The organism is Psychroserpens sp. NJDZ02, assembly GCF_004843725.1.
In the GTDB taxonomy this organism is placed as follows: Bacteria; Bacteroidota; Bacteroidia; order Flavobacteriales; family Flavobacteriaceae; genus Olleya.
Genome location: NZ_CP039451.1, coordinates 352,277 through 365,538 on the forward strand (window position 1 = coordinate 352,277; position 13,262 = coordinate 365,538).

Consider the following 13,262-nt stretch of genomic DNA (forward strand, 5'->3'; position numbering starts at 1 on the left):
CAGAAAAGTGTCTACTTTTGATTAAATTGAAACAGTGAACCCTTAACACAATTATAGTCATGAATCAAATAGTTAATAAAAATTTAAAACTAACAGTCACTTTGTTAATTTTAATAAGTTGCGTCTTTACTTTTGCACAAAACACCCAAGAATTTAAAGGTCAAATATTAGACAAAAACACTAACAAACCCCTTGCTCTAGCCGACTTAACAATAACAAATTCTAATATAAGTACGGTTTCTAATAGTGAAGGTGAGTTTAGTCTTAAAGTGCCTGAAAATCTTAGAAACAATAGCGTGATGGTGTCATATTTAGGCTATCAAAAACTAGAATTTAAATTATTAGATTTAAAAACTAACACTACAATTTATTTAGAACAAGCACCAACAGTACTCGCCGAAATAGATTTAGTTACTCCACAAGACGCAGCTGCTTTAGTAAAAAAAACATTTGCCTTAAAAGGAGACAATTATTTTAATGAAACTATTTTTATGACTGGATTTTATAGAGAAACCATAAAAAAAAGAAATAGGAATGCGTCACTATCGGAAGCTTTAGTCACAATAAAAAAACAATCCTACACGACCAATAAAAGTGACGAGATCACCCTTATTAAAGCAAGGAAAAACACCAATTACGCTAGACTAGATACCCTTGCCTTAAAATTACAAGGCGGTCCTTTTAGTAGTTTATATACAGATATGATTAAATATCCTAAGTTTATTTTTAACAATAGTACGATAGCCAACTATGACTTTACCTTTGGGCGTTCTACACAAATTGATAATAGGCTAATTTATGTGGTTAACTTTATCCAAAAGAAAAATATAAGCAGCCCAATGTATTATGGAGCGTTGTATATCGATGCGCAAACCAATGCTCTCACTAGTGCTAGTTATAATTTAAATGTTGAAAACAGAGAAGAAGCGACAAAGCTTTTTGTTAGGAAAAAACCATTAACTGCTAAAGTGTATCCCACTGAAGCTTTTTACCGTGTAAACTATAGAACCAAAGATGGTAAATGGTATTATGCATACAGTAATATATTATTGACTTTTAAAGTCAATTGGAAAAACCGCTGGTTTAATAGTAAGTATACTCTGCAAAGTGAAATGGCAATAACAGATTGGGAAATCAACGAAAAAACAGTAAAAACTAAGACACAAAAATTACGACCAAATTCAATTTTACAAAATAAAGCCTCCGGTTTTTCTGATCCAGATTTTTGGGGTGCCTATAATATTATTGAGCCTGAAAAATCAATTGAAAATGCGATTAATAAAATTAGCAAGCAATTAAAAAAAGAATAACAGACTACTTTTTAGTCCTACTCTTTCTGTTCAGTCAATATTTTTAGAAATCGGGACTTTATTATTGTTGATGATTGATTATAATATCAAAATAATTAGGATCGTAAAACGTCCGAAGTGTATTGTATTTCTCCTCATCAGTCAAGGTATCAGACACTTTTAATATTTTAAGATTATGCTCGTAAATACGCCATATTAACTCAGAACAATAATGCTCTGTTGTGTCTTTATAATTAAAACTATGATCAAAAGGTAATTGCTTTTTATAGTAATAATCGATTTGACTTATCACTTTTTGCTGTTTTACCGAATCTATATTTTTTAATCGGGTCACTAATATTGTACGATCATGAGAATTATGTACAAAGGAATCTATGGCTTGTAAACGCAAGCCGTCTTGATTAGATACACTACTAGATAATGCATGTGCTATTTTTAAAGTATCATTTTGTCGAACCACCATCCCTAAGTGTGTCACATCATAATCCTCGTTCATCATTTTTAAAATCATGGTACTGACTAAACCATAACCGCGACGTAAAATAATGTCACCATTTTGGAGTTTAGCCTTTTCCTTAGCATTTAATTTATACAAAAAAGACGATTCATACGGTCGGTTTGAATCGTCTTTTAAAAATCTATATGCTAAAAAAAGAATACTAACAACTAGTATAATTTTAATAGTTATTTTTAACATTTACTCTTGAACTTCAGTTTCTTCCTCTATAACTTCTTCTTCTATAGTTTCTTCTTCCGTGTCATTATCAGAATCCATATCATCATCAGAATTTAAATCAGGGTTACCTGTTTCTTTACTCTGATTCCCCATACCTTCTTTATTCATAGACTCTTTATCCATGCTCACTAACCATTTTCCGTCTACTTTTTCAAGATTAATTGGCATGTTTTGATCACCTTCTTCTTTACCACTTGTCATTTTTACAGTACAAACAGCTTTATCACCATCAATTTTAGTTTCCACAACTTCAAAATCCATATCTGCTTCTCCCATTTTTTCAGCAAACTGATCTTTTGCCCCAAAAGACTCTAACATAGATAACATTGATTTAGTATCTGTAGTTGCATATTCTTTAGCCGTTTTAAAATCTCCTGAGTACATACTCTCTAAAAATTTTATTGTTGCACCTTCAGGTCCACCTCCTCCACAGGCAGTTAACATAAAAAAGCATGAGACTAGAATTGTTTTTAAAATTTGTGTTTTCATTATTGATTGGTTTTTATTATATTTTGTAAATATACTTTATTAGAGGTTATAAACAAATCTTATTTAAAATCATTCAATGATAAAAATTGTGTGTAAACACCAATCACAACTGCTATAACAAGAAACCCGCTTAACATTAAATCGAATACGTTTTAAGCTATACATCGATTATTTATAAGTTCGAATAAATTAAATTTAACGCTAGATATTTAATTATCTATAGTTTTAAATTGTATTATGTTACCGTTATGTAGATAAAATGAATTAAAAACCAAGAACAAATCATTGCCAAATAAATAAAAACCAAATTTGAACGAAATAAAAAAACCAATAGAAAGAGGTCAATTAAGACAAGTTTTAGGGAAAGAATACTTTATTCTTAAACGACAATGGGATTGGTTCTTTTCTGACAAAACCTATTCAAAACAATCTTTAACTTCGGATTGCAATCATTCCGTATTTAAACATAGCTCTTTAGTTTTGAGACCATTGAAAGATGTGGACATGTATCTTCAAGAAAATAAAAGGACCAATCTTAAAATTGCCATCCAACATTTAAATGACATAGAAATTAAACCTAATGAATACTTTTCGCTGTGGAAACTAGTTGGTAGACCTACTAAAAGAAAAGGCTATTTAGAAGGATTAGTTTTAAAGAGTGGGAAAATTGATAAAGATACAGGAGGCGGACTTTGCCAACTTGGAAATCTTTTATTTTGGATTTTTGCACATAGTCCATTAACTGTGAAAGAACGTTATAGACATGGGTTTGATGTTTTTCCTGATATCAATAGGAAAGTCCCTTTTGGAGCTGGAGCCACTTTATCTTATAACTATATAGATTTGCAGATTAAAAATGAAACAAAAAATAGTTTTGTTATCAAGTTATGGATGGATGACACGCATTTAAATGGTGAATTATTTTCAAAAGACAAACTAGAAGACTCTTTTAAAGTTGAAGAAAGAAACCATCAAATTAAACAACAATTTTGGGGTGGTTACTCCAGACATAATCAGATTTTTAAAATTATTACATCTCCACATTCTATAACAGAGAAAATGATCGTAGAAAACCATGCTATCATGATGTATGATCCTTTTCTTAGCGAGAAAACTAAGTAAACAAAATATAAAGTATACGCGCTATTACAATCATTAGTGCGTATACTTTATTTAAATAAAAATTACTTAACTAATTCTCCGTACAAGTCAAAGTCTTCAGCTTCTGTAACTTTAATATTATAATACTCTCCAGTTTTTAAATACGTCTCGGTAGCATCAATTAACACTTCGTTATCTACATCTGGACTATCAAATTCCGTACGACCAACAAAATATGTGCCTTCTTTACGATCGATAACGACATTAAAGGTCTCTCCAATTTTTTCTTGATTTAATTCCCAAGAAATTTGAGATTGAATTTCCATAATTTGGTTCGCTCTATCTTGCTTCACCTCTTGTGGCACATCATCCTCTAATTTATAAGCATGTGTGTTTTCTTCATGAGAATACGTAAAGCATCCTAAACGCTCAAAACGCATGTCTTTAACCCATTGTTTTAACTCTTGAAAATGTGCTTCCGTTTCACCTGGATACCCAACAATTAATGTCGTTCTGATAGTCATTTCTGGAACTATAGCTCTAAACTCTTCTATTAGCTTAGTTGTTTTTGCCTTTGTAGTACCACGACGCATACTTTTTAATAAATCGTCACTAATATGTTGTAATGGAATATCTAGATAATTACAAATTTTAGGTTCGCGTTTCATTAAATCTAAAACATCCATCGGGAAACCTGTTGGAAATGCATAATGTAATCTTATCCACTCTATACCTTCAACTTTTACTAAGTTTTCAAGTAACTCTGCAAGGTTACGTTTTTTATAAATATCTAAACCGTAGTATGTTAAATCTTGAGCAATTAAGATCAATTCTTTAACACCATTGGCTGCTAATTTTTCAGCTTCAATAACTAAATTTTCGATTGGTGTCGATTTGTGTTTTCCTCTCATTATAGGAATTGCACAAAAACTACAAGGTCTATCACAACCTTCTGCGATCTTTAAATACGCATAATTTTTTGGCGTTGTTGTTAGACGCTCTCCAATTAACTCATGTTTATAATCTGCACCTAAAGCTTTAAGTAGTCCAGGTAATTCTGTAGTTCCAAAATACTGATCAACATTAGGGATATCCTTTTGTAATTCTGGCTTATATCGTTCACTTAAACAACCAGTTACAAATACTTTATCAACCTCTCCATCTTCCTTTTTTTGCATGTACTCTAAAATAGTGTTCACGCTTTCCTCCTTGGCATTATTGATAAAACCACACGTATTAATCACAACGACATTACCTTCCTCTTCATGCACAACTTCTTTTCCGTTAGCCTTTAATTGTCCCATTAGGACTTCGCTATCGTAAACGTTTTTACTACAACCTAAAGTTATTACGTTGATTTTGTTCTTTTTAAGTGACTTTGTTCTCATACCTCATTTTTGGACTGCAAAGATACTATCTAATTTTAATATATCAGATATTAAACCCTTATGATTTATATTAGTCAAATAGAAATACCAACACCATTACAACATGCACTTCTCTTTTTAGTGTAATAGTTATAAGCATTATAAATTTTGCTTCTAAAAATGAAAGCGTTTCTATTACCCAATCTGCTTACGATGTTATTTATTTACTTCCAATAAATTTAAAGATATGAAGCAATGCTTCTCCTACTTAGCAAAATTGAAAGAGCATCAAACTATGATAATTTACTTTGGGAGCACAAAAAGACTGTTATAGACTAATCGTATTTTACAGGTGCTATTCTTTTTTTAGAAGCTTGCTCGTACAAATAGGCATATTCCAATATTTCTTTTTCCGAATCGCCAATTATGGTTAATCCTTTTGGCTCACCCATTATAGCATATCCCATAGGGATTGTAATTGCCGGAATTTCAGCTACAGCTGCATATCCTGCATGATAATTATTTATTGATAGAAAAGCATCTAAATTGTGTTGTTGTTTTACAGAATAAAAATACGATGTTCCATTAATTTTTAATTGTTTTTTTATGTCTATAAATTCCTTCTCCGTCGCTGTATCTGCCACTATACCTTTAAATAAGTTTTGACCGTAAGGCATTCTTTTTATAGAATCTTGCAAATTAAAAGCCATAACATCTTCCACTGATTTTAAACCTAAAGAGGGAGCTCCATATTTAGCAAAATATTCTGGTAGATCTTTTTTCATATCTAAATTAAGTAACCTTAAAAAATCTGGTAGTTGATACGCTTTAGGTTCAAACTCGATAATCGTTGCTCCCTGTAATTTTAACTCTGAAATCGCTTTAACATATAATGAATCTTCAAGCAAAGCCTTAAAAGCACCAAATGTTTTACCTCTAAGTGATGCATTTTTAAACTTTGAATAATTAATATCGCCCTGTTTTAAGTCTTTTGATTTGAAAGATTTAGCATCTTCTGAATCATAGCCATAAATAGCATCTAATACAATAGACGTATCCATAACGTTTTTAGCAATAGGCCCACCAGTATCTAATGTCGATGAAATTGGAATAATACCACCACGACTAACTAATCCTATTTTTGGTTTTAAACCCACTACCGAATTTTGGCTAGATGGGGACAGTATCGATCCTGACGTTTCGCTACCAATTGCAGCGACACAAAAATTAGCTGCAACTGCTACTGCACTTCCAGAACTAGAACCACCTGTATCTATAGTTTTGCGACCATAAGGATTTAAAGTTTGCCCTCCAATAGCACTATAACCACTTGGGCAGTCTCCACAAAAGAAATAGGCCCACTCACTTAAATTAGCTTTACCTAAAATTAAAGCATTATTAGATTTAAGCTTAGTAACTATAAATGCATCTTGGGTCGTATTATCTTTAAGTGCAACCGCACCTGCTGTCGTTGGCATATTAGCAGTATTGATATTATCTTTCAATAAAATAGGCATTCCAAAAAGTGATACTTGTAATTCTTTAGTATCACTTAAAGTGCTACGCAAACTATCTTTACGTTTTGCTTCTTTAATAATATTAGGATTAATTGCTATTACAGAATTTAATGAGAGTTCATTTTCTCTATCAAATTTTCTGATCCTAAATAAATAAAACTTAGTTAAAACTTCATAACTCAAAAGACCATTAGTCACATGCTGTTGCAAAGTTGGAATGTCTTGCTCTAAAATTAATGGTTTTAAAGTATTGTAGTCTTCTTCGTTAAAATCTTCTAATTGCACATTTAAATCTTCCCACATTTTAGTTTTAGACAAATATTTAGAGTCCAACACCTTAAACTCTCTAAAGGGTTTGATTGCTATGTCACTAGCTGCTTCGGTATCAATATCAGCAATTACCGTTTGCTTATTGTTTTTACAACCCGTTAGAATTATTAGTAAGAAAAAGACTTGAACTAATTTCATGTGCTATTTTTTCTTAAAAATACAAAATAAAAAAGGAGTGCAAAAAATGCACTCCTTTTAAGATATATATTATGTCTCTGTTTTTATTTAAAGAACGAATCTACAAATTCGAATTTATTAAACACTTGTAAGTCTTCAATGCCCTCTCCTACGCCAATATACTTGACAGGTATCTGAAATTGGTCACTAATACCAATAACAACACCACCTTTTGCTGTACCGTCTAATTTAGTAACAGCCAAAGTTGTAACTTCTGTCGCTGCCGTAAATTGCTTTGCTTGTTCAAAAGCATTCTGACCTGTACTACCATCCAAAACCAATAAAACATCATGAGGTGCGTCCCCAATCACTTTTTGCATAACACGTTTAACCTTGGTTAACTCGTTCATTAAGTTAATCTTGTTATGTAAACGTCCTGCCGTATCAATTATAATAACATCTGCGTCTTGGGTCACACCAGATTCTAATGCATCAAAAGCTACAGATGCTGGATCTGATCCCATATCTTGACGGACCATAGGTACATCTACACGATCGGCCCATACTTGTAATTGATCAATTGCTGCCGCTCTAAAGGTATCTGCTGCACCTAGAACAACTTTTAAGCCCTGCTTTTTAAATTGATATGCTAATTTACCAATGGTTGTCGTTTTACCAACACCATTAACGCCAACGACCATTAAAACATATGGTGTTTTTGACCCATCGGCTTGTTTTGGTAATTCTGGAATTTTATATTCTGTATCTTCACCAGAGTTGGTTTCAGATAATAATCCTGCGATCTCTTCTCGCAAAATCTTATTAAGCTCGTCAGTACCCAAATATTTGTCCTTAGAAACTCTATCTTCAATACGGTTAATAATTTTTAGTGTTGTACTAACACCAACATCACTAGACACTAAAATCTCTTCTAGGTTATCTAAGACTGCATCATCTACCTTAGATTTCCCTGCTACCGCTTTACTTAGTTTTCCTAAAAAACTAGTACTTGATTTTTCTAAACCTTTATCTAAGGTTTCTTTTTTCTCTGAAGAAAATATTTTTTTAAAAAAACTCATCTGTTTTTTATTGGTTTTTATTGATTAGCCTATTACAATTATAGCGCCTAATTTAAAGGTCTGCTACATTGTCATAGTATGACAATGTAAAGTAACGTAATATTTTAACAACAAAAAAGCCACTCTCCATTAGAAAGTAGCTTTTGTATACTGTAAATTTCTGAAGACTATTTGTCTTTCATGAAATCGCTAACAAATTCTGGTGCCATGATTGCTTCCACAAACATGTAAGCTCCTGTTTTTGGAGACTTCACCATTTTTATTGCTTTTGATAATCTTTTAGACGACGTCTGTAAAGATGCTACGGTTTTCTTTGCCATGACTTATATGGTTTTAGTATTCCTTTAAAGGAATATTATTTAATTTCTTTGTGAACGGTCATTTTCTTCAAGATAGGATTGAATTTCTTAATTTCCATTCTATCTGGAGTATTCTTTTTGTTCTTCGTTGTAATATAACGAGACGTTCCTGGCTTTCCAGACTCCTTGTGCTCTGTGCACTCTAATATTACTTGTACTCTATTACCTCTCTTTGCCATAATTATTATACTTTACCTTTTGGGCAATTATTTTACAAATCCGTTAGCTCTTGCTCTTTTTAACGTAGCAGAGATACCGATTTTATTAATAGTTTTTAACGCTGATGTAGATATTTTTAAAGTTACCCACTTATCTTCTTCAGGAATATAAAAACGTTTTTTAATCAAATTAGCATCAAATGTACGCTTAGTTCTATTCTTTGCGTGAGACACGTTGTTTCCAACCATTGCCTTCTTTCCTGTAAGTTCACAAACTCTTGACATTACTTTATAACTTTAAAATATGTTATTAAAAATCGAGGTGCAAATATACTAATTATTTACTATTTAACAACAGGTTAATAATTAATTTTTAAAAATTTCTTTTTGAAGCAGCTCGAAAGCCTTATTTACGGCTTTATTTATAACCCTTTCGCGATGGTTTCCCATGTTAAATTCATGAGCCTCAACACCGTTTTTTGTAGCTATTGCTATAAAAACGGTTCCTACCTCTGCATCAGAGTCTCCTTTTGTTGGTCCAGCATTACCTGTAGTCGCAATTGCAAAATCTGATTTAAATTTTTCTCTAACATTGGTCGCCATAGCCATTGCAACTTGCGAACTAACAACAGAATGCTCCCTAATTAGCTGTTCAGAAACGCCTAAAACGTCAATTTTTGCTTGGGTTGCATAACTCACAATTCCACCTTTAAAAAAAGCAGAAGCTCCTGAATGTGATGTAAATTGCTCTGCTAATTTTCCGCCAGTACAACTTTCTGCCAAAGCTAATGTTTTACCTTTTTCGGTTAATTGCTTCCCGATAATTAGTTCTAATCCTTCATTATTATCTTGAAAACCAACAAAAACATCTTCAATTAGCGGTAGTATCTGATCTATTTCTGTTTGAATCTCTTGCTTAAGCAGATCTTCGTCTTCTCCAATAGCTGACAAGCGCAATCTAACGCTTCCAATGCTTGGCAAGTAAGCTAATTTAATATGCTTTGGTAAAGCGTCCTCAACAGCTTCTAAACGATCTGCAATGACACTTTCTCCCAAACCATAGGTTAAAAGTGTTTTGTGTATAATAAATGGGCGCTTGTATTTTAAAACTAACTTAGGAAGTACTTCAAACTCTATTAACGCCCTCATTTCATAAGGCACCCCTGGAAGGGATATAAACGTTTTTTTACCCTTTTCAAACCACATCCCCGGCGCTGTTCCAAAACGATTGGTTAACACCTTAGCTTGAGAAGGTACTAAGGCCTGTGTCCTGTTACTCTCGGAAATTGGATGATCTACATATTGTTTAAACAAGTCTTCAACATGTTGTAAAACTGCTTCGTTTTTAACTAAAGTATCATTAAAATACGTCGCTAAAGTATGTTTTGTTATATCGTCTTTTGTAGGTCCTAATCCACCCGTAATAATTATGATATCTGCATTAACTTCCGCTTCAGCAAACGCTTTTAACAGATGTGATTTATCATCCTGAATAGACGTGATTTGATACACTGACACCCCTATAGAATTTAATGCTTTACCAATAAATGCTGAGTTTGTATCCACTACTTGACCGATTAAAATTTCATCGCCAATAGTAATTATTTCTGCTTTCATTCTAAATTAAAATCTTCAATAAGTTCATTAGTTGCTCTTTCTACAGCAGCTAATACTTTATTTAATTTATCTGTAATATCCTTTTCTGTTTGTTCCAGTTTTCCCCAATCTTGTACTTCAATCAAATCGTCTAAAATCCCTAATTCAAACATATCTACTGTTGGCTTCATCTTATGAGCGGTTTGATACGTTTGGAGATAATTTTTTTCCGCGACAGCTATTTTAAGTACTCTAGCGTCTTCTGGAACTTCTTCAATAAATGTCGAAGCTAATGCTAATAAAAATTCTTGATCATTATCAGCTAATTCTTTTAATCTATGTAATTTGTAGTGTATTTCCATTTATTTTACTGTTATTGAAAAAAGTTCTCTATCCTCAAGAAATCCTTTTAGTCTATCGTTAGCAATTACCTTACCAACGCCTGCAGGTGTTCCCGTAAATATAATATCTCCGATCTTTAAAGTAAAATATTTTGACACATATTCTATCAATTCGTCAATTTTCCACAACATTAAATTAGTATTTGCGGTTTGAACCACACTTGAATTTTTTTCCAATCTAAAATTCAGATTATCCACGTCAGAAAATTCTGTCTTATCAATCCATTTACCAATAACAGCTGCACCATCAAAAGATTTTGCTTTTTCCCAAGGCAACCCCTTATCTTTTAATTGTTTTTGCACATCTCGAGCGGTAAAATCAATCCCCAAACCGACTTGGTCATAATATTTATGTGCAAATTTTTTATCTATATGCTTCCCTAGTTTGTTTATTTTAATTAAAACTTCCACTTCATAATGTACATCATCCGAAAAATCAGGAATAAAAAAGGGTTGCTTTTTTAACAATATGGCATTATCAGATTTGATAAAAACAACAGGATCTGTAGGTTTTTCGTTTTCTAACTCTTTAATATGGTCTGTATAATTACGACCTATGCAGATTAATTTCATATTCAGTATTTTCTATTATTCAATTTACGATAACAGTTAACGCTCAAACCATCAAAACTTATTATTCAAGGCACTTAACTTTATTGCTGTCAACACTTTTTTAGTGTACAACGGAAAATCGGCATTAAGCAACCAGCCAAAATATCCTGGTTCTTTCTCTAACACGTCTAAGACCAACTTCCCTTTGTGTTTCCCAAAAGCAAACACTTCTTTATCGTCTTTATTATAGCCAATAAAACCGGCAAAATCAGCAAATTTTCTGTGCGAACTAAACTCAGCTAAAAATTTAGTATCATTCTCAAGCTCGTCATAACGCTCTACTTGCGCTTTTAACACTTCGTAGGTTGCCAAAGTATCCGCTTCGGCTGTATGCGCATTTTCTAAACTCTGATTACAATAAAATTGATACGCTGCTCCTAAGGTACGCTTTTCCATTTTATGAAAAATAGTTTGCACATCCACTGCAACACGCCCTTTCATGTCAAAATCAAATTCTGCACGCAACATTTCTTCAGCTAAAAGCGGAATATCAAAACGGTTAGAATTAAAACCTGCTAAATCGGCATCTTTAATCATAGCACTAATTTCTGGCGCTAATTGTTTAAAAGTAGGCTCATTTGCAACTCTCTCGTCAGTAACACCATGTATTGCTGACACTACTGCTGGAATAGGCATTTCTGGATTAACAAGCCATGTTTTACTTTCTTTATTTCCGTTTGGAAACACTTTTAAAATAGAAATTTCTACGACTCTATCTGATGTTATATTGATTCCTGTAGTTTCTAAATCGAAAAAACAGATAGGTTTTGTTAAGTTTAAAGACATAAAATTTTTGGTTTACACCTGAAATTGAATGAATTAAATATAATAAAAAATTATTATTTGCTTTTAGCTAAATCCAAACATATTTCGGTATGATTTATGCAAATATAAATCTAATCTGTTACTTTTACTTTGTAATACTTTTAAAAAATGATTAGAAACCTTACACTACTATTAATCACTCTACTATCACAAACTGCTTTTGGTCAGAACGAACACAAGCATGTTAAACTCCAAGAAGAAATTAAAGGCAAGCGTTATGAGTTATTTATAGAAAACACAGATTCTATTTCCTACGATATCTTTTTAAAAGTTGAGACTAATGACTTTAGACGCAGCAGCGAACGTCCTATTTTACAAACTATAAAAGGCAACAGTCGCGTCCGTGTTTTAACGATGGTTAAACTAAATGGTAAACCCGGGAAATACACGCATATATTGGTCGTTAACGAAGTGTCTTACGCTTTAGAAATTGATAAAGACTTTGAGATTATTGACTTTAAGCTAGACAAAGAGCTGCACAATAAAACAGTAACACTTTACACCAAAGACGATTGCACGATCTGCCCTGACGCTAAACATATTTTAACTAAAAACAAAATTACCTACACAGAATACAACCTAGATAAAGACTCAACAAATTATAGCCGAATTATCAAAGAATTTAAAGCTATAAAACCAAAAAGTGAGTATAATCATATTCCAATCTTAAAGATTGAAGATCAACTTTATAACAACATTGAAAGCCTAGAAGACTTTATACAAGCGCTACGTGAAGGTTTTAACTAATACAAACCTCTGCATTTAAAGAACAAAAACATTTAAATTTAGTGCTATACTGTATTTTAAAATGAAGTACATAATAACTAAACCGACGCCTATGAATGAAAAAATGAAAGCAAATGCTATTGCGTTTTATAAAATGGCCTACGAAGGAAACCCAAGACAAGCGACTGCATTATACGTAGGAGATGACTATATCCAACACAACCCTGATGTTGCTAATGGAACTGAAGGTTTTATAGACTACTTTGAACGTATGCAAGCCGAATACCCTAAAAAATCAATTGAATTTGTACGTATCATTTCTGAAAATGATTTAGTAGCATTGCACACCCATCAAGTTTGGCCTGACAATGACGAATACGTCACCATGGACTTTTTTAGATTTGATGCCAATGCTAAAATTGTTGAACATTGGGATGCCATACAACAAATACCAAAACACGCTGCTAACAAAAATAAGATGTATTAATAGGACCTATACTTATCATTCAATATAAAACATAAAAAAAGCACAATCCTCA

At 32.3% G+C, this 13,262-nt stretch carries 16 protein-coding genes; 4 read left to right on the forward strand and 12 right to left on the reverse strand.

The genetic code is table 11. The features are described from left to right. The first annotated feature begins 59 nt into the window (after positions 1-59). Complete coding sequence (locus tag E9099_RS01695; protein WP_136582019.1) at positions 60-1,310, forward strand: carboxypeptidase-like regulatory domain-containing protein; 1,251 nt, start codon at positions 60-62, stop codon at positions 1,308-1,310. A 61-nt stretch (positions 1,311-1,371) separates the two neighbouring features. Here E9099_RS01695 and E9099_RS01700 read toward each other — a convergent pair whose 3' ends face one another. Then, positions 1,372-2,007, reverse strand: coding sequence for a YiiX/YebB-like N1pC/P60 family cysteine hydrolase (locus E9099_RS01700; protein ID WP_136582020.1), 636 nt, complete (start codon positions 2,005-2,007; stop codon positions 1,372-1,374). Continuing rightward, the gene (locus E9099_RS01705; protein WP_136582021.1) at positions 2,008-2,535 is read right to left on the reverse strand and encodes a DUF4878 domain-containing protein; all 528 of its coding nucleotides are present in this window, start codon (positions 2,533-2,535) and stop codon (positions 2,008-2,010) included. Positions 2,536-2,844: 309 nt separating this feature from the next. Between E9099_RS01705 and E9099_RS01710 the strand changes: the two genes are divergently transcribed. Further along, entirely contained in the window at positions 2,845-3,657 is an 813-nt protein-coding gene (locus E9099_RS01710) for a VanW family protein (RefSeq protein ID WP_136582022.1), read from the forward strand. A 62-nt stretch (positions 3,658-3,719) separates the two neighbouring features. On the opposite strand, the gene rimO is transcribed toward E9099_RS01710, so the two are convergent. The 10 genes from rimO to E9099_RS01760 all read right to left on the reverse strand — a co-directional run bounded on the left by rimO (position 3,720) and on the right by E9099_RS01760 (position 11,958). Next, positions 3,720-5,024: a 30S ribosomal protein S12 methylthiotransferase RimO gene (rimO, locus tag E9099_RS01715; RefSeq protein WP_101017845.1), complete on the reverse strand. Its 1,305-nt coding sequence runs from the start codon at positions 5,022-5,024 to the stop codon at positions 3,720-3,722. A gap of 314 nt (positions 5,025-5,338) precedes the next feature. Further along, a complete protein-coding gene (locus E9099_RS01720) occupies positions 5,339-6,988 on the reverse strand; it encodes an amidase family protein (RefSeq protein WP_136582023.1) in 1,650 nt (549 codons plus the stop codon). Positions 6,989-7,071: 83 nt separating this feature from the next. Then, on the reverse strand, positions 7,072-8,046 hold the full coding sequence (ftsY, locus tag E9099_RS01725) for a signal recognition particle-docking protein FtsY (RefSeq protein ID WP_136582024.1): 975 nt from the start codon (positions 8,044-8,046) through the stop codon (positions 7,072-7,074). A gap of 167 nt (positions 8,047-8,213) precedes the next feature. Then, positions 8,214-8,366, reverse strand: coding sequence for a DUF4295 domain-containing protein (locus E9099_RS01730; RefSeq protein ID WP_101017841.1), 153 nt, complete (start codon positions 8,364-8,366; stop codon positions 8,214-8,216). 35 nt (positions 8,367-8,401) lie between these two features. Continuing rightward, complete coding sequence (gene rpmG, locus E9099_RS01735) at positions 8,402-8,584, reverse strand: 50S ribosomal protein L33 (protein WP_044399393.1); 183 nt, start codon at positions 8,582-8,584, stop codon at positions 8,402-8,404. A 27-nt stretch (positions 8,585-8,611) separates the two neighbouring features. Continuing rightward, complete coding sequence (gene rpmB, locus E9099_RS01740) at positions 8,612-8,848, reverse strand: 50S ribosomal protein L28 (RefSeq protein WP_090839172.1); 237 nt, start codon at positions 8,846-8,848, stop codon at positions 8,612-8,614. Positions 8,849-8,929: 81 nt separating this feature from the next. Further along, positions 8,930-10,180, reverse strand: coding sequence for a competence/damage-inducible protein A (locus tag E9099_RS01745; RefSeq protein WP_136582025.1), 1,251 nt, complete (start codon positions 10,178-10,180; stop codon positions 8,930-8,932). Next, positions 10,177-10,521 (reverse strand): Hpt domain-containing protein, encoded by a 345-nt coding sequence (locus tag E9099_RS01750; protein WP_136582026.1) that lies wholly within the window; start codon positions 10,519-10,521, stop codon positions 10,177-10,179. Before E9099_RS01750 ends, E9099_RS01745 begins: the two co-directional genes overlap by 4 nt. Further along, positions 10,522-11,133 (reverse strand): fumarylacetoacetate hydrolase family protein, encoded by a 612-nt coding sequence (locus tag E9099_RS01755; RefSeq protein ID WP_136582027.1) that lies wholly within the window; start codon positions 11,131-11,133, stop codon positions 10,522-10,524. It lies immediately after the preceding gene. A 51-nt stretch (positions 11,134-11,184) separates the two neighbouring features. After that, positions 11,185-11,958 (reverse strand): 3'-5' exonuclease, encoded by a 774-nt coding sequence (locus E9099_RS01760; protein WP_136582028.1) that lies wholly within the window; start codon positions 11,956-11,958, stop codon positions 11,185-11,187. 147 nt (positions 11,959-12,105) lie between these two features. On the opposite strand from E9099_RS01760, the gene E9099_RS01765 reads away from it, so the two are divergent. Continuing rightward, positions 12,106-12,744 (forward strand): glutaredoxin family protein, encoded by a 639-nt coding sequence (locus E9099_RS01765; RefSeq protein ID WP_136582029.1) that lies wholly within the window; start codon positions 12,106-12,108, stop codon positions 12,742-12,744. 61 nt (positions 12,745-12,805) lie between these two features. Further along, positions 12,806-13,210, forward strand: a complete 405-nt coding sequence (locus E9099_RS01770) for a nuclear transport factor 2 family protein (protein ID WP_410523969.1) — start codon at positions 12,806-12,808, stop codon at positions 13,208-13,210. Positions 13,211-13,262 lie beyond the last annotated feature (52 nt).